The sequence below is a fragment of the Nonomuraea sp. NPDC051191 genome (genome assembly GCF_044455665.1).
Classification (GTDB): Bacteria; Actinomycetota; Actinomycetes; order Streptosporangiales; family Streptosporangiaceae; genus Nonomuraea.
The window spans coordinates 239,376-260,171 of record NZ_JBITEZ010000005.1 but is presented as its reverse complement, the minus strand read 5'-3'; the positions used below and the strand labels follow the sequence as shown (position 1 = coordinate 260,171).

Annotated in this window: 20 protein-coding genes; 10 read left to right on the top strand and 10 right to left on the bottom strand. The window is 72.5% G+C overall.

What is annotated here, in order from left to right; translation table 11 throughout:
- Nucleotides 1–26 precede the first annotated feature (26 nt).
- Both ACIA8R_RS16095 and macS read right to left on the bottom strand, forming a co-directional pair.
- Nucleotides 27–683, bottom strand: a complete 657-nt coding sequence (locus ACIA8R_RS16095) for a response regulator transcription factor (RefSeq protein WP_364091294.1) — start codon at nucleotides 681–683, stop codon at nucleotides 27–29.
- A 9-nt stretch (nucleotides 684–692) separates the two neighbouring features.
- The gene (macS, locus tag ACIA8R_RS16090; RefSeq protein ID WP_397038950.1) at nucleotides 693–1,820 is read right to left on the bottom strand and encodes a MacS family sensor histidine kinase; all 1,128 of its coding nucleotides are present in this window, start codon (nucleotides 1,818–1,820) and stop codon (nucleotides 693–695) included.
- Nucleotides 1,821–1,934: 114 nt separating this feature from the next.
- On the opposite strand from macS, the gene ACIA8R_RS16085 reads away from it, so the two are divergent.
- Nucleotides 1,935–2,798 (top strand): MHYT domain-containing protein, encoded by an 864-nt coding sequence (locus ACIA8R_RS16085; protein ID WP_397038948.1) that lies wholly within the window; start codon nucleotides 1,935–1,937, stop codon nucleotides 2,796–2,798.
- Between the two features lie 223 nt (nucleotides 2,799–3,021).
- Here ACIA8R_RS16085 and ACIA8R_RS16080 read toward each other — a convergent pair whose 3' ends face one another.
- A complete protein-coding gene (locus ACIA8R_RS16080) occupies nucleotides 3,022–4,047 on the bottom strand; it encodes a 6-phosphofructokinase (protein ID WP_357705286.1) in 1,026 nt (341 codons plus the stop codon).
- A 173-nt stretch (nucleotides 4,048–4,220) separates the two neighbouring features.
- Between ACIA8R_RS16080 and ACIA8R_RS16075 the strand changes: the two genes are divergently transcribed.
- Entirely contained in the window at nucleotides 4,221–4,946 is a 726-nt protein-coding gene (locus ACIA8R_RS16075) for a Clp protease N-terminal domain-containing protein (protein WP_397038945.1), read from the top strand.
- Here the strand turns inward: ACIA8R_RS16075 and ACIA8R_RS16070 are convergent.
- Nucleotides 4,943–6,490, bottom strand: coding sequence for a N,N-dimethylformamidase beta subunit family domain-containing protein (locus ACIA8R_RS16070; RefSeq protein ID WP_397038943.1), 1,548 nt, complete (start codon nucleotides 6,488–6,490; stop codon nucleotides 4,943–4,945). The two genes, ACIA8R_RS16075 and ACIA8R_RS16070, sit on opposite strands and share 4 nt — an antisense overlap.
- Nucleotides 6,491–6,579: 89 nt before the next feature.
- Nucleotides 6,580–7,479 (bottom strand): beta-propeller fold lactonase family protein, encoded by a 900-nt coding sequence (locus ACIA8R_RS16065; protein ID WP_364091304.1) that lies wholly within the window; start codon nucleotides 7,477–7,479, stop codon nucleotides 6,580–6,582.
- Between the two features lie 94 nt (nucleotides 7,480–7,573).
- Here ACIA8R_RS16065 and ACIA8R_RS16060 point away from each other — a divergent pair, with 94 nt between their 5' ends.
- Nucleotides 7,574–8,455, top strand: coding sequence for a GNAT family N-acetyltransferase (locus tag ACIA8R_RS16060; RefSeq protein ID WP_397038941.1), 882 nt, complete (start codon nucleotides 7,574–7,576; stop codon nucleotides 8,453–8,455).
- On the opposite strand, the gene ACIA8R_RS16055 is transcribed toward ACIA8R_RS16060, so the two are convergent.
- Entirely contained in the window at nucleotides 8,415–10,649 is a 2,235-nt protein-coding gene (locus tag ACIA8R_RS16055; protein ID WP_397038939.1) for an MMPL family transporter, read from the bottom strand. The two genes, ACIA8R_RS16060 and ACIA8R_RS16055, sit on opposite strands and share 41 nt — an antisense overlap.
- A 135-nt stretch (nucleotides 10,650–10,784) precedes the next feature.
- Here ACIA8R_RS16055 and ACIA8R_RS16050 point away from each other — a divergent pair, with 135 nt between their 5' ends.
- The gene (locus ACIA8R_RS16050) at nucleotides 10,785–11,378 is read left to right on the top strand and encodes a TetR/AcrR family transcriptional regulator (RefSeq protein WP_397038937.1); all 594 of its coding nucleotides are present in this window, start codon (nucleotides 10,785–10,787) and stop codon (nucleotides 11,376–11,378) included.
- 15 nt (nucleotides 11,379–11,393) lie between these two features.
- Here the strand turns inward: ACIA8R_RS16050 and ACIA8R_RS16045 are convergent, their stop codons facing one another.
- Together ACIA8R_RS16045 and ACIA8R_RS16040 are read right to left on the bottom strand one after the other, a co-directional pair.
- The gene (locus ACIA8R_RS16045) at nucleotides 11,394–12,416 is read right to left on the bottom strand and encodes an alkaline phosphatase PhoX (RefSeq protein ID WP_357700565.1); all 1,023 of its coding nucleotides are present in this window, start codon (nucleotides 12,414–12,416) and stop codon (nucleotides 11,394–11,396) included.
- A 252-nt stretch (nucleotides 12,417–12,668) separates the two neighbouring features.
- The gene (locus tag ACIA8R_RS16040; RefSeq protein WP_357700567.1) at nucleotides 12,669–13,136 is read right to left on the bottom strand and encodes a DNA starvation/stationary phase protection protein; all 468 of its coding nucleotides are present in this window, start codon (nucleotides 13,134–13,136) and stop codon (nucleotides 12,669–12,671) included.
- Between the two features lie 116 nt (nucleotides 13,137–13,252).
- Between ACIA8R_RS16040 and ACIA8R_RS16035 the strand changes: the two genes are divergently transcribed.
- The 3 genes from ACIA8R_RS16035 to mmuM all read left to right on the top strand — a co-directional run bounded on the left by ACIA8R_RS16035 (nucleotide 13,253) and on the right by mmuM (nucleotide 17,562).
- On the top strand, nucleotides 13,253–13,897 hold the full coding sequence (locus ACIA8R_RS16035; RefSeq protein ID WP_397038935.1) for a helix-turn-helix domain-containing protein: 645 nt from the start codon (nucleotides 13,253–13,255) through the stop codon (nucleotides 13,895–13,897).
- Nucleotides 13,894–16,290 carry a VIT domain-containing protein gene (locus tag ACIA8R_RS16030; protein WP_397038933.1) on the top strand — a complete coding sequence of 799 codons (2,397 nt, stop codon included), beginning with the start codon at nucleotides 13,894–13,896 and terminating at the stop codon, nucleotides 16,288–16,290. The genes ACIA8R_RS16035 and ACIA8R_RS16030 overlap by 4 nt, the downstream gene beginning before the upstream one ends.
- Nucleotides 16,291–16,695: 405 nt before the next feature.
- Nucleotides 16,696–17,562 carry a homocysteine S-methyltransferase gene (gene mmuM, locus ACIA8R_RS16025; RefSeq protein WP_364091318.1) on the top strand — a complete coding sequence of 289 codons (867 nt, stop codon included), beginning with the start codon at nucleotides 16,696–16,698 and terminating at the stop codon, nucleotides 17,560–17,562.
- A gap of 77 nt (nucleotides 17,563–17,639) precedes the next feature.
- Here the strand turns inward: mmuM and ACIA8R_RS16020 are convergent, their stop codons facing one another.
- Nucleotides 17,640–18,068 carry a DoxX family protein gene (locus ACIA8R_RS16020; protein WP_357700575.1) on the bottom strand — a complete coding sequence of 143 codons (429 nt, stop codon included), beginning with the start codon at nucleotides 18,066–18,068 and terminating at the stop codon, nucleotides 17,640–17,642.
- 81 nt (nucleotides 18,069–18,149) lie between these two features.
- On the opposite strand from ACIA8R_RS16020, the gene ACIA8R_RS16015 reads away from it, so the two are divergent.
- Entirely contained in the window at nucleotides 18,150–18,605 is a 456-nt protein-coding gene (locus ACIA8R_RS16015; protein WP_364091320.1) for a MarR family transcriptional regulator, read from the top strand.
- 20 nt (nucleotides 18,606–18,625) lie between these two features.
- Here the strand turns inward: ACIA8R_RS16015 and ACIA8R_RS16010 are convergent, their stop codons facing one another.
- Entirely contained in the window at nucleotides 18,626–19,333 is a 708-nt protein-coding gene (locus tag ACIA8R_RS16010) for a lysophospholipid acyltransferase family protein (RefSeq protein ID WP_357700579.1), read from the bottom strand.
- Between the two features lie 147 nt (nucleotides 19,334–19,480).
- Here ACIA8R_RS16010 and ACIA8R_RS16005 point away from each other — a divergent pair, with 147 nt between their 5' ends.
- On the top strand, nucleotides 19,481–20,239 hold the full coding sequence (locus ACIA8R_RS16005) for an alpha/beta fold hydrolase (RefSeq protein WP_357700581.1): 759 nt from the start codon (nucleotides 19,481–19,483) through the stop codon (nucleotides 20,237–20,239).
- Between the two features lie 46 nt (nucleotides 20,240–20,285).
- Complete coding sequence (locus ACIA8R_RS16000; protein WP_397038929.1) at nucleotides 20,286–20,762, top strand: hypothetical protein; 477 nt, start codon at nucleotides 20,286–20,288, stop codon at nucleotides 20,760–20,762.
- Nucleotides 20,763–20,796: the final 34 nt, after the last annotated feature.

Genomic DNA, 20,796 nt, shown 5'->3' with positions numbered 1-20,796 from the left:
GAAGGCAACGCCGCGACCCATCGAGTTTAGTCCGCGTCGAGGCCCTGCTCGATCGCATATCGGACCAGTTCCACCCGGTTGTGCAACTGGAGCTTGCTCAGCGTGTTCTGCACGTGGTTCTGGACCGTGCGGTGCGAGAGCACCAGGCGGTCGGCCACCTGCCGGTAGGTCAGGCCCTTGGCGACCAGCCTGAGCACCTCCGTCTCGCGCTCGGTCAGCCTCGGCCCGTCGTCGCCCGCGCGGCCGGCTGCGGCCGGACTCGCGGCCAGCCGCCGGTACTCCCCGAGGACCAGCCCGGCCAGGCCCGGCGTGAAGACGGCGTCGCCGTCGGCGGTGCGGCGGACGGCGTCGAGGAACTCCTCCCGGCTCGCCGACTTCACCAGATATCCGGACGCGCCGGCCTTGACCGCGGCCAGCACGTCGTCCTGCTCGGCGCTGGCCGACAACACCAGGACCTTCGGCGCCGGGTCGGCCCCGGCCAGGCCGGCGGCCACCTCGGCCCCGGACATGTCGGGCAGGTGCAGATCCAGCACCACGACCTCGGGACGTACGGCCCCGGCCGCCCGGATCGCCTGCCGCCCCTCCCCCACCACCGCCACGACGTCGTAGCCCGCCTCGGACAGATCCCTGGCCACGCCGTCGCGCCACATGGGATGGTCGTCCACGACCATGACCCGCACCATGACGCCACTCTAACCGGGGCCGCCCGCGCCTTTCCGCGTCCGCTCGGCGGGCAGGCTGATCTCGATCTCGGTCCCCGACCGCGCGGAGGTGACGGCGACCGTCCCGCCCAGGTCGGCGACGCGTCCGCGGATGGACTGGGCGACGCCCAGGCGGCCCTCGGCGGCGGCCCGCTCCAGGCGGCCCTCGGGGATGCCGGGCCCCTCGTCCCGGACGGTCACCATGACCACGTCGTCGCAGGACTCGGCGAACACCCAGGCCCGCGCGTCCAGGCCGCAGTGCCTGCGCACGTTGTCCAGGGCGGCCCCGACCGCGGCCGCCACGCCCTCGGCCGCCGGGGTGGGCAGGACGAGCGGCGTGGCCGGGGTGGAGACCGTCACCAGCGGCGAGCCGTGCCGAATGAGCAGGGAGCGCAGGTCGGTGGAGCCGGTCGGGGCCGGGCGGGCGGCGATGAGCTCGCGCAGCGCGGCCTCCTGCTCGCCGGCGAGGCGGCCCAGCTCGGCCGCCTCGCCGCCGATCTGCCGGCCGCGCCGCTGGACCAGGGCCAGCACCTGGAGGACGGAGTCGTGCAGGTCGCGGGCCAGCCGGTCGCGTTCGCGCTGGGCCGCCTCCATCTCGGCCGCGCGCTGCATGCGCTCCTCGGCCTCCTTGGCCAGCCGGGCCACGTGTCCGACCACCACTCCTGACAGGAACAGCAGGACGGCGCCGTTGATCATCACGGGCGCGTCCGGGGCGCGCACGCGCAGCCACAGGTCCGCGGCGGCGACGACGGCCGCCGCCACCGCGCCCGCGCGCCTGCCGCCGTACACGGCCCAGGCCAGGACGGGCGCCGCGATCCAGGTGGCGGGCACGGGCATGGTGCCCGCCGCGCCCTGCCGGGCGCCCTCGACGTACGGCGAGGCCAGCAGGCAGGCCAGGGCCACCAGCAGGTCGATGGCCGGCAGCGGCCATCCGCGCAGCCCCTCGACCGAGTACGCGTACGTGGCCCCGGCCGTCCACAGGGTCATCAGGGCGATCACCAGCCAGCCGATGACCGGCTCCTCATACCCGCGGTACTGGGCCATCAGCACGACGGCGTACAGCAGCGACGCGACGCGGAAGACCGCGATCGCCCGCCAGAAGGGCCCCTCGATGCTCATGAGACCTTTTCATGTTTCCGACACGGCGGTTGACAGATAGTTGCGTTATCCATGCGATAGGGACAGGGCGGATGACACAATCCGTGAACCCCTAATCACAAGGAATGTCGATATATGACCGCTGTTAATCATTTCACCCACGGACCGCTCACTCCGCTGCTCGCGTACCTGATGTCGTGCCTGGGTTCGATGCTCGGACTGCGGCTGACCGCCCAGGCCCACGCGAGCCGCGGCGCGTCGCGGATGCGCTGGCTGATCGGCGCGGCGATCTCCATAGGCGGCACCGGGATCTGGGTCATGCACTTCGTCGGCATGATGGGCTTCGCGGTGGAGGGCACGCAGATCAAGTACGACGTGCCGCTCACCGTCGCCTCGGCCGCCGTGGCCATCGTGGTGGTCGGCACCGGGCTGTTCCTGGTGTCCTACGGCCGTGGCCGGGCCCTGGCGCTGCTCGGCGGCGGCCTGCTCACCGGGCTCGGCGTGGCCAGCATGCACTACCTCGGCATGTACGCCATGAACATGAGCGCCCACGTCTCCTACGACCGCACGACCGTGGCCGCGTCCGTGGTCATCGCCGTCGTGGCCGCGACCGCCGCGCTCTGGTTCACCCTGCGGGTCAAGAGGACGGTCTGGATCACCGGCGCGGCGATGGTCATGGGCGTGGCCGTCTCGGGCATGCACTACACCGGCATGTACGCCATGCGGGTCTCCGTCGACGCCGAGCCCGGCATGGTCACCGGCGCCGACGCCCTGGACTTCCTCGTCCCCCTCATGACCGTGATCAGCCTGATCACGCTGACCATGCTGCTCATGGTGATCCTCGCGCCCTCGGAGGAGGAACTGCACGAGGACGCCGAGATGGTCGCCCGCCTGGAGCTGCGCCGGCGTACCGCCCAGCAGCAGCGCCTGGCCTACCCCGCGCCCCCGGCCGCCCCCCGCCCGCAGCAGCAGATGATGATGCGGACGCCCCGCCGCTGAGCCCGGACGCTCCCCGTGAACGCGGCGAGGGCGCGCCGGAGGTGGATCTCCCCGGCGCGCCCCGCGGTTGAGCTATCTCCTGGGTACGGCTTGCGGCGCGAAGTGGGCCGCCGACTCGCTGCGCCCCAAGCCGTACCCCGAGGGGGGTTGTAAGCGGTAACCCCGCTGTCCAGAAGGTACGGCCGGGCGCTTGCAAGCCGCTTTCACCCAGCCGAAGAACACCTCAGCCGAAGAAGACCTCGGCCTCGGAGTACCGGGACACCGGCACGGTCTTCAGCTCGGCCGTCGCCTCGTCGAGCCCGACCCGGACGATGTCGGTGCCGCGCAGGGCGACCATCTTGCCGTAGTCGCCCTCGTGCGCGGCGTCGATCGCCTGGAGGCCGAACCTGGTGGCCAGCACCCGGTCGTAGGCCGTCGGGGTGCCGCCGCGCTGGATGTGCCCGAGCACCGTCGTCCGGGCCTCCTTGCCGGTGCGCTTCTCGATCTCCTTGGCCAGCACCTCGCCGACGCCGCCGAGCCGGACGTGCCCGAACGCGTCGAGGGTGCCGGTCTGCAGCTCCATCTGGCCCTCGATCGGGTGGGCACCCTCGGCCACGACGATGATCGGCGAATAGCGGGTGCGGAAGCGGGACTCGACGTACTCGCAGACCCGGTCGATGTCGAAGGGCTTCTCGGGGATGAGGATCACGTTGGCGCCGCCGGCCATGCCCGCGTGCAGCGCGATCCAGCCCGCGTGACGGCCCATGACCTCGCAGATCAGCGCGCGGTGGTGGGACTCGGCGGTGGTGTGCAGCCGGTCGATGGCCTCCATCGCGATGTTGACCGCGGTGTCGAAGCCGAAGGTGTAGTCGGTGCCGGACAGGTCGTTGTCGATGGTCTTGGGCACGCCCACGACGTTCACGTCGCGGTCGTAGAGCTGCTTGGCCACGCCGAGCGTGTCCTCGCCGCCGATGGCGATCAGGGCGTCGACGCCGGTGGCGAGGAGGTTCTCCTTGATGCGGTCGACGCCGCCCTGGATCTTGATCGGGTTGGTCCGGGAGGATCCGAGAATGGTGCCGCCCCGCGGCAGGATGCCTCGTACGGCCTGGATGTCGAGCGGCATCGTGTCGCCTTCGAGGGGGCCGCGCCAGCCGTCGCGGAACCCCACGAACTCATGGCCGTACGCGCTCACCCCCTTACGCACCACGGCCCTGATGACGGCGTTGAGACCCGGACAGTCTCCGCCTCCGGTGAGCACTCCTATACGCATGGCGGGTTCCTCCCGATGGGGTTCACGAACCATTGCTCGGTGACAGCTCGCATTGTGCCTGCCGGGGCGCACAGTGGTCTAGACCAAACGCCAGGCGCAGATCATTTCCGAAGAGGAACCCCGTTCGTCAACCAAGGGTTGACGAATAGAGAACGTCAACCTATGGTTGACGCATGGATGGAACCGTACGTCTCGACGACCTCATCGCCGCCATCAAGAGCCGCCACCCGGACGGCGACACGCTCGGCCAGCTCACCGACGCCGTCACGCTCGGCGAGCACCTCGGCGAGGTGGCCGACCACCTGATCGGCCACTTCGTGGACAACGCCCGCCACTCCGGCGCCTCCTGGACCGACATCGGCCGCAGCATGGGCGTCACCAAACAGGCCGCGCAGAAGCGGTTCGTGGTCAAGGAGGGCAGCTCGCTCGCCGACGACCTGCGCAACTACGCCCGTTACACCGACAAGGCCCGGGTCGCGGTGGTCAAGTCGCAGGAGGAGGCGCGGCTGTCGGGGCACGACCACATCGAGGTCGGGCACCTGGTGCTCGGGCTGCTGCACGTGCCGGAGGCGCTGGCCGCCTCGACCATGGCCACCCTCGGCGCGTCCGCCGAGGCGGTCAGGGAGGCCGTCACGGCGGCCATGGGGCCGGGCGGCGGGCAGTCACCCGTCACCCTGCCGTTCGCCGCGCAGAGCGCCAAGGCGCTGGAGCTGACCCTGCGGGAGGCGCTGCGGCTCGGGCACAACTACGTCGGCACCGAGCACCTGCTGCTCGGCGTGCTCTCCCTGGAGGAGGGCCCGGTGGTGCAGGCCCTCGCCGACCTCGGCGTGCGCAAGGATGCGGCCGAGCAGGAGATCAGGAAGCGGCTGGAGGCGATCCTGCGCGAGCGCCGCTCCTAGCCTTCCTGGGGGCCTTCCCGGGGGCCTTCCCGGGGGCCTTCCTGGGGGCCTTCCTGGGGGCCTTCAGGGGTGCCTCCCGGGGCGTGCCGGCGGGTCTTGGAGGCGGCGGCGTTCCCCGTCGGCACCCCGTGCTCCTGAGGGGCCCGGGCGGGGTGGTGCGGAAGCACGGCGGCGCGTTCGCCGGCGGGGCCCGCCGCGAAGCGGGTCAGCACGTTCGCCGTCGCGCGGCGGGTGAAGGCGGCCGCGGACTCGGGGACGCCGTGACCGCACCGCTTGCCGCGCATCGCGCACACCCAGCGCATCGTGCCGGACGCGAACACCCCGGCCCCGCTCGGCGCGGTGTAGTACGTGCTCTGCGACGTCGTCGCCCGTCCCCCGCACGAGAACGACGAGTCGGCCAGCACCTCGACGCCCTTCGGCGAGCCGCGCGAGACCTTGTCGCTCTCCGGGCCGACCATGCCGGGGAAGCGCCGCCCCCGGGTGCCGGCGAAGATCCAGTGACCGGGCCTGGTGACCGTGTAGGCGCCCTGGGCGGGGAAGCAGTCGTACATCTGCCCCACCAGGGCGCTCTCCGGGCGGGAGTCCCGCCACAGCGGGCACAGCCGTTCCTTGTCGCAGGCGACCGTCCTGCCCTTGATCGCGATCCGCCAGTAGACGGCGTTCGCGCCGAGGAAGGCAAGGTTCGTCCCGCTGTCCCTGGCCCGGGTGACGGCCGTGCGCATCGCGGGCGACCAGTACTCGTCGTGGCCCAGCGAGAGCACGGCCTTGGCGCCGTCCAGCACGCCGGGGCCGAGGTCGAGGCTCGTGAGGTAGGCCAGGGGCACGCCGCTGCGCTCGGCCACGTCCAGCGCCGACTGCTCGAAGTCGAGGAACAGGCGGGCGCCGGCGCCGTCGTACGGGCGATCGAAGGTGACCTCGCGCGAGCGGTCGGCGAAGCCGCCGGGGCCGAGGTACAGGCTGCGCCCGCCCCACAGGTTGTACGCCTGCCAGGTGGTGACCGCGTTCACCACCACCACGCGGCCCCGGGTCGAGGCCGAGCGCACGGTGATCGGCACGTACCGCTGGGCGCCGGTCGAGGCGTCCAGCCTGATCAGGTACGCGCCCTCCGTCCAGCCTCGGGTGTCCACGGTGAGCGAGGGCTTCCAGTGCGCGGCGGTCACCATGCGGTCCACGGTCCTGGCCGGGGGCTGGCGTACGCCCTTGACCTGGGAGGACTCCCACACCTTCGCCGGGTGCGCACCCATCCTGAAGGCGGCGGCGGTGAAGCGCGGGGCGGTGGTGGAGACATGCAGGGCGAAGCGCTCGCCGGGCAGCACGCTCACATGGTCGGCGTAGCCCTCGATCTCGTGCTCGGCCCCGCGGGTGGTGATCCGCCACGACTCCCCCGCGTTCACCGGCGGCGGCGACGGGCGGCCCGGTTCCGAGGGCGTCGGCGCGGGCGGCGCGGGCGCCGCGGACGGCACCGGCCGCACGGGGGCGCCGCCGCACCCGGCGGCGGGCAGGACGGCGATCAGCAGGGCGAGGAGCGACAGGATCTTGCGCACCCGGCCATCGTGGTGGCCCGGCGGGGCGCCGGGCCACCACTTGGTCAACTTCTTACACGGGCCCGCCTCCCCGCACAGGCCGTGCCCTCCTAGGCGGGCAGCACGCAGGACGGGCTGGGCACCTCGTACGACCGCCCGGCCGGCTCGGGCACCCCGTCGTCCAGCGTGAACACGGTCACCTGGCCGGAGTTCTGGTTGGCGACGTACAGGCGGTCGCCCGCGATGGCGAAGTGCCGGGGCCAGTCGCCGCCCGAGGGCACCTCGGCCACCGGGGTCAGGTCGGCGGCGCGCAGCACCGAGACCGTGTCGGGCCCGCGGTTGGCGACGTAGACCAGGTCGCCGTCGAGCTGCAGGTGGGAGGGCGCGTTGTCGCCCCCGGCGCGCGAGGCGGGGACGACGGTGCGGCGCTCGCCCTCGACGAGGGTCACGGTGCCGTCCAGCTCGCCGGCCACGTACAGGCGGTCGCCGGCGAAGGCGAAGTGGCGGGGGCCGGTGCCGGGGGCCAAGGTGATCGGGTCGAGCGGGGAGCCGTCCAGGCGGTAGCGGCGAATCTCGTCGGTGCCCAGGTCGGAGACGTGCAGGACGTCCTCGTGGAAGACGCACATGTGGGCGTGCGGGCCGGCCTGGCGGTCGGGGTCGGGGCCCGAGCCCTCGTGCCTCAGGACGATCGGGTCGCCGGCGAAGGCCCCCCTCTCGTCCAGGTGGTGCAGGCCCGCGGTGCCGTCGCCGTAGTTGGCCACGGCCAGCAGGGTCCCCGAGGGGTGGACCGCCAGGTGGCAGGGGCTGTCGCCGTCGCTGGAGCGTTCGTCCAGCGGGGACAGGCCGCCGTCCATGGTGAAGGCGGTGAGCCAGCCGCGCCGCAACTCGCCCACCGCGTACAACACCGGCAGGGTGGGGTGCGCGGCCAGGAACGACGGCGAGGCCACGCGGGTCAGCTCGCCGTCCGCGGTCACGATGCCGGGGCCGTAGCCGCCTATGTACAGGTTCACAACGGGATCCTTCTTATGGTTGACTAGAGCAATGAATTCGTTGACGGAGGCAAGGGTTTCTGAGATCAGAGCCTTCAACCGGTTCTATACGAAAGTGATCGGCGTCCTCCAGGCAGGCATGCTCGACTCGCCCTACTCGCTGACGGAAGTCCGGGTGCTGTTCGAGCTGGCGCACGCCGAGAGCATGGAGACCGGCGAGCTGCGCGGCCTGCTCGACCTCGACGCGGGCTACCTGAGCCGGATCCTGGCCCGGTTCGAGGGCGACGGCCTGGTGTCGCGCGAGCGGTCGGCCGCCGACGCCCGCAAGCAGCTCGTACGGCTGACCGAGGCCGGCGCCGCGACCTTCGCCGGGCTCGACCGCCGATCGGCCGAGGAGATCGAGCGCCTGCTCGGCGGCCTGCCCGAGGAGGACCAGGCGCTGCTGGTCGGCGGCATGGCGACGATCAGGCGGCTGCTCGGCGAGCCCTCCGAGCGCTCGTACGTGATCAGGCCCCCGCGGACGGGCGACCTGGGCTGGGTCGCCTACCGGCACGGCGCCCTCTACAGCGAGGAGTACGGCTGGGGCACCGAGTTCGAGCAGCTCGTGGCCAGGATCGTGGGCGCCTACGACCCCGCCCGCGACGCCGGCTGGATCGCCGAGGTCGACGGCGAGCGCGCCGGATGCGTGTTCTGCGTGCACCAGGACGACACGACGGCCAAGCTGCGCATGTTGCTGGTCGAGCCGTCGGCGCGGGGGCTCGGGATCGGCCGGCGTCTGGTGGCCGAGTGCCTGCGCCACGCCAGGGCGCGCGGCTACCGGCGGATCACGTTGTGGACCCGCGACTGCCTGGTGAGCGCGCGGCGCATCTACCAGGCGGCCGGGTTCGAGCTGGAGTCGGCCGAACGGGGCGTGGAGAACGGCGCCGAGGTCACCGAGGAGATGTGGTCGCTCGATCTCACCGTGCCCGCCCGGCCCGGCCCCGTGGCCACCAGTTGAGCGGCCCGGCCAGGCGCATCAGGCTCGGCACCAGCACCGCCCTGATCACGGTGGCGTCCGCCAGCACCGCCACCGCCATGCCGACCCCGAGCATCTGCACGAACGCCACGCGCGCGGTGGCGTAGGCGGCGAAGGTGAGCGCCAGGATGCCGCCCGCCGCGGTGATCAGGGGCGCGCCGCGCCGCATGCCGGCGGCCACGGCCTCCACGGTGTCGCCCGTCCTGTCGTGCTCCTCCTTGATCCTGGACAGCAGGAAGACCTCGTAGTCCATCGACAGGCCGTAGGCGACGCAGAGCATGAGGATCGGGATGCTCGGGTCGAGCGTGCCGGTCGGGGTGAAGCCGAGCAGGCCCGACAGGTGGCCCTCCTGGAAGACCCAGACGACGGCGCCGAACATGACGCCGAGGCTGAGCACGTTCAGCAGGGTCGCCTTGAGCGGCAGGACCAGGCTGCCGGTCATCAGGAACAGCACGGCGAACGTGACGCCCAGCATGAGCGTGAGCACCAGCGGCAGGCGGTCCACGACCGAGGCGCGGTAGTCGGCCAGCTCGGCGGGATAGCCGCCGACCAGCACCTCGAACGGCGGCGGCACGGCCCGTACGGACTCCACCAGCCGGACGGGGTCACCGGCCAGCGCCTTCGCGGACGGCACCACCGACAGCCAGGCGCCCTCCCCGCGGAAGCGGGCCGGGTCGCCGTCGCCGACGCGCCGCCCCGCCACGTGAGCGCCGGCGGCGGAGTCGACCTGGGCGACCCCGGGAACCCGCGAGAGCCGCACCGCGTACGCCGAGACGTCGGCGGCCCGCGCCGCTCCCGTCGAGATGATCTGGATGGCGTCGGTCTCCTCCGCCGGGAAGGCCCGCCGGATGACCTCCTGGGTCTGCCGCGAGGACGCCTCCGGCGGCAGGATGCGGTCGTCGGCCGTACCGAAGCGCAGGCCGAGGAACGGCGAGGCGAGCACCAGCAGCAGCGCGGCCGCCAGACCGCCGGACAACACCGGCCGGCGCATGACCCGGGCGGCCAGGCCGTCCCAGAACCCGGACGGCCCGGCACGGCCTGGCCAGGACCCGGCGCCGGAAGCGCGCCGCCTCCCACGCCAGAGTCCCGCGCCGCGCCGCCGCGTCCGGGGCACCATCGTGCCGCCGATCGAGGCCAGCACGGCGGGCAGCACGACCACCGCCGCGAACAGGCCGCCGGCGACGACCGCGATGCCCGCGTAGGCGAAGGAACGCAGGAAGTCGAAGGGCAGCGCGAACAGCACGGCCAGCGAGGCGGCCACGGTGAGGCCGCTGAACAGCACGGTCCGCCCGGCGTGCTCGACGGCTCCGGCGACGGCCGCCGGGCGGTCGCGCCCCGCGGCGACCTCCTCGCGGAAACGCTGGACGACGAACAGGCAGTAGTCGATGCCGAGCCCGAGGCCCATGGCGAGGGTGAGGTTCAGGGCGAAGGTGGAGACGTCCGCGAACATCAGCACGCCGCGCAGCAGGGCCAGGCCGACCACCATGGCCGCCACCCCGGCCAGGATCGGCACCAGGGCGGCCGTCACGTGCCGCTGGTAGAGCCACAGCAGCACGAACGCCAGCGGGAAGACGACCAGCTCGGCCCGGACGAAGTCCTGCCTGGCCAGCGGCACGGTCTCGCGGAACACCTCCTCCCCTCCCCCGGCCCGTACCCGGAAGGGGCCCTGGTCGCCGACGATGCGCGGCACGAGCGCGGGCAGCACCCGCGTGCGCACGTGGTCGGCGTCGCCGGGGACGCGTACCACGATCAGCGCGTGCCTGCCGTCCTGGCTGCGCAGGGTGGCGGGCCTGCCCCTGGTCCAGTACGAGGACGACTCCGCGACGCCCGGCGCCCGGCCGATCCGCTCGGTGAGCGCGCGGCCCGCCGACTCGGCCGCGGCGTCGTCGACGGTGCCCGACCTGGTGGTGACCAGGAAGACCAGGTCGGGGCTGCCGGTGCCGAACCGCCGTGCGAGCTCGGCCTGGGCCCGGTCGGACGCCGAGCCGGGCGCCTCGAAGCGGGCCAGGGAGAGGCGGGAGACCGTGCCGGCGGCCAGGACGCCCGCGACGACCAGGACGAGTGCGGCCAGGGCCAGCACGACCCGGCGGCGACGGACGAGGAGGTGGCCCAGCCTGCGCAGCGGCGGCTCTGCGGCGGTGGCGCGCGGGCCCCGCGTGGTGACGTTCACGGCCACGGGGGCACCGCCCGCGCCGGGCCGGATGGGCAGGTTCGCATGGGGTCTCCCACTGGAAACTCGGTAAACTGCTCGTGTTTCGCTGTCGAACCCAGAAATACAAGTAAATGCTCGCATTTGTCAACGGAGTGGCCCATGCCTGAACGCACGGTCCGCAGGCAGGCGCGCGGCCTGAAGCGGATGGCCGAGATCCTCGACGCCGCGGAGTCGGTGATCGCCGAGATCGGCTATCCGGACCTGACGACGAACCAGGTCGCCGCGCGGGCCGGGCTCTCCCCCGGGTCGCTGTACCAGTTCTTCCGGAACAAGGAGGAGATCCTGGACGGCCTGGTGTCCCGGTACACCGACGACCGGGAGGAGTTCTGGGCGGCCCGGCTGGCGGGGGTCACCCCGGACGTCCCGCTGGAGGCCCTGGTGGGGCAGCTCGTGGACGAGAGCGTGGCGTTCAAGGCCGAGTCGCCGGCGTACTGGTCGCTGCTGTACGGGACGGCCACCGGCGACCGGCTCGCGGCGGCCTCGCAGCGCATGCACGCGGCGCTGGCCGAGCGGATCGCCGCGCTGCTGCGGCGGCGTTCGCCCGAGCTGCCGCAGGAGCGGGCGCGGCTCAACGCCACGATGGCGCTGGCCATGGTGAAGGCGGTGCTGCCCATGCTGGGGCCGGCGACGCCGGAGCACGGCGCGGAGCTCGTGGCCGAGCTGAAGCTGATGCTGGTCCGCTACCTGGCCTGAGCCGCGGACGTCCGGTCAGGGGCGGAAGGGGCCGCCGACCTCGAAGGTGTGGCCCTCGGTGCGGCCGCGCCTGGCCGAGAAGTAGAGCCGGTCGCCCCTCGGCGAGAACGCCAGCCCGGTGAGCTCGGCCCCGTCGTGCCCGGTGAGCCGCAGGAACGGCGTGACGGCCCGGTCGGGGGCGATGACGTCGATCTCCGTCGTCTCCCTGGCCACGTAGAGGTCGCCCGAGGGCGCGGCCGTGATCGCGCGCACGCCCTCGCACAGCCGGTCGAGCGTGGAGGTCTGCGCGTCGTAGGCCCACAGGCCGGTGTCGCCCTTGGTGGTGAAGTAGCAGACGCCGCCCGCGTAGTGGCAGCCGTCGCCGCCGTCGAAGTGGCGGGCGTCCTCGACCTGGTGGCGGGCCGCGGTGAGCAGCGCGGCCGGGGACGGCACCGGCCGCCATCCGCCCGACGCGCACAGCACCTCCAGCGTGCCCTCGGTCAGGTCGCCCCAGTCGCCGGGCCGGAACCGGTAGAAGCAGCCGTCCTGCTCGTCCTCGGTCATGTAGACGACGCGCCGCTCGGGGTCGCAGGCGGCGGCCTCGTGCCTGAAGCGGCCCATGGCCAGGCGGGGACGGGCGGCGCGGGCGCCGTAAGGGTCGCACTCGAAGACGCGGCCGCGGTCGCCGAGCTCGCACGACAGCCAGGTGTGCCACGGCGTGGCGCCGCCCGCGCAGTTGAGGTCGGTGCCGGACAGGATGCGGTAGGCGTCGGCGACCGTGCCGTCGGCCTGGAAGCGCACCGCGGAGGCGCCGCCGAGCAGGGGCAGCTCGGAATTGGACACGTAGATCCAGCCGGCGCCGTCGGGGAAACAGGCGCCGCCGTCGGGCGCCGCGTGCCAGGTGAGCCCGGCCACCTTGTCACCGGAGCGGGCCACGACCCGGCCGGTGAAGCCCGGCGGCAGCGCGAGCCCGTCGGCGGACGCCGGCGTGAGCGGCCCGTACGGGCTGATGCCGCCCTGCAAGAGCGGGCCCGTGCGGAGGAGAGTCTTGTGGGACATCGTGGGGCCTCCCTCTAGGTGCCACGCTAGTCGACCGCATCGACATGAATGGCAAGGACTCGCGACATCAAACTCTGCGCAAACCCCGCGCTCCGTCGCGGCGGGAGATCGTCGGCGGTCCCTGGACGATGCGTGACAGTCCGTACCCACTGCGCGGAAGATCGCCCACTTCCCCACCCGAACGCACAAAAGCCCGGACGCGCGAAGGCCCGGGCTCGTGCCCGGGCCTTCGGTCGCGCGGTCGGCCTGCGGTCAGCGCTGGGCCTGGAACATCCAGTGCTGCTTGTCGATGTCCTGCGTCACGGCGATGAGCAGGTCCTGGCTGACGGGGTCGGCCTCGTCGGTGGCGCGGATGCGCTCGTACATGCGCTTGCTGATGCCGTCGAGGATGTCGGTGACGGTCGCCACGACCTTGCCGTCCTCCAGCCAGCCGCGCTCGGGCTGCTGGAGCTGGGTGGACTTGGCGACGGTCGCCGATCGTCCGTCAGGGTTCACGCCAAGGGCGACGGCGCGTTCGGCGATGGTGTCCATATGGGTACGGGCCAGGTCGGTCAGCTCGTCAAGCTGGAGGTGAATCGGGCGGAAATGGGGGCCGACGAGGTTCCAGTGCGCCTGCTTGGCGATCAGCGACAGATCGATCAGATCGACGAGGGCGCCCTGCAGGGCCTCGGCGACAGTGTTCTTGGCGTCACCCGAGAGCGGACCGGTGATCGTAGCCATGTCGTATTTCCTCCCCTTCAGTAGTGCTTTTCCCCTTTTACAACGTCATTCGGGGCTCGATTCTTCCGATCTTTCCGTCATTGACAGTGCAATAGTGACAGTGTCATTGTGGAGGTATGAGCGACACCTGGACCATCGGCGAGCTGGCCGAGCACGCGGCGCACGCGCTGCGCGCCGGCGCGCAGCCGGTCAACGGCCGGGTCCGCGATGTGCCCGGGGAGCGCCTGATCAGGTGGTACACCACCATCGGCCTCGTGGACCCGCCCCTGACCCGGCGCGGCAGGATCGCCCGCTACGGCCGGCGGCACCTGCTGCAACTGGTGGCCGTCAAGCGCATGCAGGCCGCGGGGCACTCGATCGCGGAGATCCAGACGGCCCTGGCCGGGGCGACGAACACGACGCTGGCGACGGCCGCCGGCCTGACCGACGCGCCGCCCCCGGGCCCGGCGGTCCGGCGTCCCCCACCGGGCGGCCCGGACGGCGGCGGCGACGCGGGACGGGGGCGGTTCTGGGCCGACCGGCCGAGCCGTCCCGCCCCGGCCGCCGTCCAAGAACCGGGGGGCCCCGAAGCCGCGCCGCGACCGGCGGCCGGGGACACGGGCGGGCACGCCGCCGGAGGCGCGGTCTCGGGGATCGCGCTCGGCGACGGCGTGCGGGTCGTGTGGGACGGTGGGCGGCCTCCGTCCGAGGAGGACGTCCAGGCGGTGCTGGCGGCGGCGGGACCGCTGCTCGCGGTGCTCGTAGAGAGGAGACTGCTGTGAAGATCACTTCGCTGGAGCCCGCACGGTGCCTGCCGGTGCCGGACGCCGGGTTCGGCGCGCTGCTGACCGAGCGCGGCAACCTGCCGCTGGAGAGCGTGGACGTCCACGCCGACATCGCCGGGCTCATCGCCGGGGTCGAGGTCGAGCAGGGGTTCCACAACCCGTTCGACGTCACGCTGGAGGCGACCTACGTCTTCCCGCTGCCCGACCGGGCGGCGGTGACGGGGTTCAGGATGGAGGCCGACGACCGGGTCGTGGAGGGCGTGCTGAAGGAGCGCGGCCAGGCCAGGGCCGACTACGACCAGGCGTTGCGCGAGGGCAGGCGGGCGGCCATCGCCGAGGAGGACCGGCCCGACGTGTTCACGATCAGGGTGGGCAACATCCTGCCCGGCGAACGCGTCTCGGTCAGGCTGAGCATGAGCCAGCCCCTCCCCTACGAGGACGGCGCGGCGACGTTCCGCTTCCCGCTCGTCGTGGCCCCGCGGTACGTCCCGGGCACCCCGCTCGACGGCGACCCGGCGGGGGCCGGGGTCGCGCCGGACACCGACGCCGTGCCCGACGCGTCCAGGATCACGCCGCCGGTGCTGCTGCCCGGCTTCCCCAGCCCGGTGCGCCTCTCGCTCACCGCCCGCGTCGACGCCTCCGGCCTCGACCTGCGGGAGCTGGCCTCCAGCCTGCACGTGGTCGAGGAGGAGAACCACACCGTACGGCTGCGTCCGGGCGAGCGGCTCGACCGCGACTTCGTGCTGCGCCTGTCGTTCGAGGCGTCCACGTCGCTGCAGTTCGACGGCCGGGGGACGTTCGCGCTCACCGTCGTCCCGCCCGCGCTCCAGGCCGCCCGCGCGCCGCGGGACGTGGTGCTGCTGCTCGACCGTTCGGGCAGCATGGGCGGCTGGAAGATGGTCGCGGCGCGGCGGGCGGCGGCGCGCATCGTCGACACGCTGACCGCGCACGACCGCTTCGACGTGCTGACGTTCGACTCGGTGGTCGAGGCGGCGTTCGAGGGGCTGGTGGAGGCGTCCGACCGCAACCGGTACCGGGCGGTCGAGCACCTCGCGCGGGTCGACGCGCGCGGCGGCACCGAACTGCTCGAACCGCTGCGCCGCGCCATCGCGCTGCTCGGCGCGCCCGGCGACAGGGAGCGGGTGCTGGTGCTGGTCACCGACGGCCAGGTGGGCAACGAGGACCAGATCCTGGAGCAGACCGGCGGCGCGCTGTCGGCGATGCGGGTGCACACGGTCGGGATCGACCGGGCGGTGAACGCCGGGTTCCTCGGCAGGCTCGCCGGGCTGGGCGCGGGCCGGTGCGAGCTGGTGGAGTCCGAGGACCGGCTCGACGCGGCGATGGAGCAGATCCACCGCAGGATCGGCGCGCCGCTGGTGACGGACCTGTCCCTGAAGGGGCTGGAGACCGACCCGGACACCGTCACCCATCTCGGCTCGATCTTCCCGGGCGTGCCGCTCCGGGTGTACGGGCGGTGCCGCGAGGGCGCCGAGGCCGTCACCGTACGCGGGACGTCGGCCGCGGGGCCGTGGGAGGAGCGGGTCACGGGGGTGACCACGGACGGTCCCGCCCTCCGTGCCGTCTGGGCCCGCGCCCACCTGCGCGAGCTGGAGGACCGGTACGCCATGGGCGAGCACGGTCTGGAGTCGCGGATCGTGGGGGTCTCGCTGGAGAACGGCGTGCTGTGCAGGTTCACGGCGTACGTGGCGATCGACACCCGGCAGGTCGCGGAGGGCGGGCCCGAGCATCGGGTCATCCAGCCGGTCGAGCCGCCGAGCGGGTGGGAGCTGCCGCCGAACCCGTCCATGGGCGGAGGGTTCGTGGCGCAGGCCATGACGATGGCCCGTCCGGCCAGCGCTCCCCGCATGATGCCTCAGGGCTTCGCCCCGCCGGCCGGCGGCGGGCCCGCCGCCTCCTCGGCTGAGGCCCCCTTCCCGGCGCCGCCCTCGGCCGGCGGCCCCGCCGGTCCGCCGCCGCCCGCGCCGGGTTCCGGTGGGTCGGGGTTCGGGGGCTCGCCGAAGTTCGCGCCTCCGGTGTCACCGCGTCCGGCGCACCGGCTGGAGTCGGTCAGGCCGCAGCTGAAGGCCGAACTGGACCGGCTCACGGCGATGCGCGTACCGGACGCGCTGTACCTGGCCGACCTGGGCTCCCGACTGGCGGCGCTGGCGGCGTACCTGGGCGGGAACGAGGCTCTGACGGCGCTGGCCCGCGACCTGGAGGCGGCCGAGCGTCCGGGCACGGACCTCCGGGCCCTGCACGACCACGCCGTCGACCTCCTCACCGGCCTCACCGGCGGTGCCCCAGGGTCCGCCGACGACGCCGCCGGTCCCGCCCTTCCGGGGGACCCCGGCTCAGGAACGCGCCGCGGCCCCTTCTGGAAACGCCGCTGACACCTGTGGCAGCGCTGCGGAATCACGCGGCGCTGCCACGCGTGACGCCGGGCGGGCGGTGGAACAGCACCCCGGGAACACTCCTGGAGAATCACGAGAAGGCGACCGGCCATGCCGCACGGCATCCCTTTCAAAGCCGCCGTTCGCCCCGAACCCGGGAATCCAACAGTCTTTGCCGATTTCGACGAACAATCAGCCCGATAACGCGCGATCTCCGCGCAATGCGCCGCAGCGCACTCCCGCCCGCCGACCGGCCTCCCGTGACGCGGACGCCACCCGAATCCTCGCGCGAGCATTATGAATTTCACGCTGCGCGATATCTTCGCCGCGATATTCGGACGCCCCCAGGAAAAGGCGTGCCATTCTCGTGCGCCATCATCGCCCGCGGCCTCCTATTCTGGACGGGTGAGCACACTCGTCCTGGACGGCGGCCTGTCCACGCATCTGGAGTCGCTCGGCGCGGATCTGCGCGACGAGCTCTGGTCGGCGCGCCTGCTGCTGGAGCAGCCCGAGCTGATCAGGCGGGTGCACGCCGACTACTACGCGGCGGGCGCCGACGTGGCGACCACGGCGAGCTACCAGGCCACCATCCCCGGCTTCCAGCGGCGGGGGCTCGACCGGTCCGAGGCCGAGCGGCTGATCAGGCTGTCGGTCGAGCTGGCCGGGCAGGCCCGCGACGAGGCCGGTCACGGCCTGGTGGCGGCCTCGGTCGGCCCCTACGGCGCCTACCTGGCCAACGGCGCCGAGTACACCGGCGACTACGACCTCGACGAGGACGGCCTGCTGGCCTGGCACCGTCCGCGCTGGGAGATCCTGGCCGCCGCCGGCGCCGACCTGCTGGCCTGCGAGACCATCCCGTCCTACGCCGAGGCGCGCGCGCTGGCCAGGCTGCTGGCCGCCACGCCGGAGGTCAAGGCGTGGGTGAGCTTCTCCTGCCGCGACGCCGAGCACATCAACGACGGCACCCCGATCGACCGGGCCGCCGCGCTGTTCTCGGGCAACCCGCAGGTGGTGGCGGTGGGCGTCAACTGCACGGCGCCGCGGCACATCCCCGGCCTGGTCGCCCGCCTGTCCGGCGGCCTGCCCGTCGTGGTCTACCCCAACTCCGGCGAGACGTGGGACGCCGGGCGGCGCCGCTGGCTGGGCCTGTCCGACCCGGTGGAGTACGGCCTGGCCGCCAAGGAGTGGGAGCGCGCCGGGGCGTCGCTGATCGGCGGCTGCTGCCGTACGACCCCCGACCACATCAGGCAGATCCGCGCCCACCTGACCTGAGCGCCGCGGGGCCCTCGCGCACGCCACACCGAAGAGGGCGCACGCGAAGGCCGTGAGGCGGCCGGACGGGACGGTCTCTAGACGGTCACCGGGGCGGTGGTGCGGCGGCGGTCGAGGACGGTGTCGAGGGACAGGGCGCCGCCCCCGGTGAAGCCCACCGCCAGGCTCGCCGCCGCCAGGGCGAGGACGAACTCGTAACCCCCGTCGCCCGCGCCGAAGCCGTTGGCGCCGTGGACGAACACCACCGCGCCGATCATGTTCAGGGCCAGCAGCGTGCCCGCGACCGGCAGGGCGACGCCGAGGATCAGCGCGATGCCGCCGACCACCTCCAGCACGGCCACGGCGGGCGCGGCCAGCCCGGCCAGCGGGATGCCCGCGGACTCGAAGAACTTCGTGGTGCCCGCGATGCCCATGTCGGCGAACTTCTGGTAGCCGTGCACCAGGAAGATCACCCCGACGGCGATCCTGGCCAGCAGCAGAGCGATGGGACGCGCCCGGTCGATCATGGAACCTCCAGATGGAGTCGTTCAGATTTGAACAACCACTCTACCGATAGTTCAAAACTGAACAACAAGTACACTTGGGACGTGACGGACACCCGCTGGCTCGACGAGACGGAGATGGCCGCCTGGCGCGCCTTCCTGTCGGCCTCCCACCTGCTCGAACGGCGCATCGAGGAGCAGCTCAAGGCCGCGGCCGGGCTGACACACCCGCAGTACGAGATCCTGGCGCGGCTGTCGGACGCGCCCGGCCGTCAGATGCGCATGACCGAGCTGGCCCGGGGCGTGGTGGTGTCGAAGAGCGCGCTGACGTACCAGATCACCCAGTTGGAGAAGGCGGGGCTGGTGGAGCGCACCACCTGCCCCTCCGACGACCGCGGGGTGCTGGCCGTGCTCACCGAGGCGGGCGAGCGCTGCCTGGAACGCGTCGCGCCCGGCCACGTGGCGGTCGTGCGGGACTACCTGATCGACCGGCTCAGCAGCGCGGAACTGACCTCACTGACCAGCGCGATGACGAAGAGCGAACAGGCCCTCAGGACCTGACGGGAAAGCGGGCCCGCCTCTTAGGAGGCGGCCTTGGCGGCGGCGCGGGCGGCGCGTTCCATCTCGACCCTGGCACTGGCGGCGTACTTGTCGACGTACTCCTGGCCGGACAGCTCCATCAGCGCGTACATGATCTCGTCGGTGACCGCGCGCAGGACCAGCCGGTCGTCCTCCATGCCGTAGTAGCGGGAGAAGTCGAGCGGCTTGCCGAACCTGACGCCCGGACGGATGCCGAGCTTGGGGAACAGCCGCCCGGGCGGCATCATCTCGTAGGTGTTGACCATGGCCCACGGGATGACCGGCACGCGCGACTCCAGCGCGAGCCGGGCCACGCCGGTCTTGCCCTTGTACAGGCGGCCGTCGGGCGAACGCGTGCCCTCGGGGTAGATGCCCAGGATGTTGCCCTCGCGCAGGATGCGCAGGCCGGTGCGGAGCGCGGCCTCGCTGGCCTTGCCGCCGGAGCGGTCGATCGGCACGGTGCCGACGCCGCTGAAGAACAGCCGGGTGAAGAAGCCCTTGAGGCCGGTGCCGGTGAAGTAGTCGGCCTTGCCGAGCGAGATCACCTTGCGGCGGATCTGCAGCGGGCCGAAGAAGTGGTCGGCGAAGGAGAGATGGTTTCCGGCCAGGATCGCGGGCCCCTGCTTGGGTACGTTGTCGCCACCCTCCGTCCACGGACGGAAGAGCATGAGGATCGGCTTCAAGATGGCCTTGACCACCCAGTAGAACACCCGGCCACCTCTTCCGCAGGACATCATGATGGAGCAGAGTCATCTTCCCATCCCTGGCGAGATGCAACTACATCAGCTCTCGCACAATCACCCCGGAACGTGCGACGATCGGGCAGATCCGGGATGAAATTGCGTGGAGGAGCTGTTATGCCGCTCATGCCAGGCGCGGAGCCCTACCACCACCAAGCGGGTCAGGTCGGTGTGCTGCTCTGCCACGGGTTCACCGGCACGCCGCAGTCGTTGCGGCCGTGGGCCGAGTACCTGGCCGGTCACGGGGTCAGCGTGTCGCTCCCCCGCCAGCCGGGCCACGGCACCACGTGGCAGGAGATGAACCGCACCCGCTGGGAAGACTGGTACGCCGAGGTGGAGAAGGCGTTCGCCGACCTCCAGGGGCGTTGCGCGGAGGTGTTCGTGGCGGGCCTGTCGCTGGGCGGCTGCCTGGCGCTGCGGCTGGCCGAGGTGCACGGGGACGCGGTCGGGGGCGTGGTGGTGGTCAACCCGTCCATCGCCGTGGACGTGCCGCTGCTGAGGCTGGCGCCGCTGCTGAAGTGGTTCCTGCCGTCGGTGCCCGGTGTCGCCAACGACGTCAAGAAGCCCGGCGTGACCGAGCTGGCCTACGCCCGCACGCCCGTCAAGGCGGCCGCGTCGCTGCCGGGGCTGTGGTCGCTGGTGCGGGCCGACCTGGCGAAGGTCACCCAGCCGCTGCTGGTTTTCCACAGCCGCGACGACCACGTGGTGAAACCGACGAGTGTGGCGATCATTCGCCAGAAGGTCCCGCAGGCCACGATCGAGGAGCTTACCGATAGCTACCATGTTGCGACGCTTGACAACGATGCCGACAGGATCTTTGCCGGTAGCCTCGACTTCATCCGGACACATGCCTCGGTACCCTTGCAGAGGGACTGATCGCACCCAGGGGGAAGTCGCGATCGCTGCGGAGAGGCCCATCTAGGTGACGCCCCAGAGTGACGAGGACGAGGTCTGGCGGCAGATCGTCGCGTCCTTCAACGACACAGCCGAGCGCGACTCGGCCGACCAGCCATGGCCGGACAGCGAGAACGTGCCCGCCGAGCCCGCCCGCAGGGTGGTCAAACCCTCCGAGGAGCTCGAACTCGACCAGGACGAGCCCGACCGCGAGTCCGACCACGAACCCGACCACAACCGGGACGACGACGAGGACGAAGGGCACTTCGAGCCCCCGCCCCCGCCGCCGCTGCCCAAGCTCGACCTGCCCACCAAGCTGGCGTGGGTGGCCCTCTTCGGCGGGCCCGCCTACCTGCTGGTGGCCGCGATGGCGAGCTGGCAGATGGAGGGCTGGGCGCTGTTCACCGCGGTGGCGGCGTTCATCGGCGGGTTCGTGGCGCTGGTGGTGCGCATGGGCGACGGCCCGCCCAACGACTCCGGCTGGGACGACGGCGCCGTCCTGTAGGGCCGCCCTGTGGGGCGGCCCTAGCGACCCGGTC

Coding starts and splice junctions, on each gene's coding strand:
- ACIA8R_RS16045 (WP_357700565.1), bottom strand. CDS start 12,416: ATGTCCCACAAGACTCTCCTCCGCACGGGCCCGCTCTTGCAGGGCGGC.
- ACIA8R_RS16095 (WP_364091294.1), bottom strand. CDS start 683: ATGGTGCGGGTCATGGTCGTGGACGACCATCCCATGTGGCGCGACGGC.
- ACIA8R_RS16005 (WP_357700581.1), top strand. CDS start 19,481: ATGCCGCTCATGCCAGGCGCGGAGCCCTACCACCACCAAGCGGGTCAG.
- ACIA8R_RS16035 (WP_397038935.1), top strand. CDS start 13,253: ATGAGCGACACCTGGACCATCGGCGAGCTGGCCGAGCACGCGGCGCAC.
- ACIA8R_RS16050 (WP_397038937.1), top strand. CDS start 10,785: ATGCCTGAACGCACGGTCCGCAGGCAGGCGCGCGGCCTGAAGCGGATG.
- ACIA8R_RS16075 (WP_397038945.1), top strand. CDS start 4,221: ATGGATGGAACCGTACGTCTCGACGACCTCATCGCCGCCATCAAGAGC.
- ACIA8R_RS16080 (WP_357705286.1), bottom strand. CDS start 4,047: ATGCGTATAGGAGTGCTCACCGGAGGCGGAGACTGTCCGGGTCTCAAC.
- macS (WP_397038950.1), bottom strand. CDS start 1,820: ATGAGCATCGAGGGGCCCTTCTGGCGGGCGATCGCGGTCTTCCGCGTC.
- ACIA8R_RS16085 (WP_397038948.1), top strand. CDS start 1,935: ATGACCGCTGTTAATCATTTCACCCACGGACCGCTCACTCCGCTGCTC.
- ACIA8R_RS16020 (WP_357700575.1), bottom strand. CDS start 18,068: ATGATCGACCGGGCGCGTCCCATCGCTCTGCTGCTGGCCAGGATCGCC.
- ACIA8R_RS16040 (WP_357700567.1), bottom strand. CDS start 13,136: ATGGCTACGATCACCGGTCCGCTCTCGGGTGACGCCAAGAACACTGTC.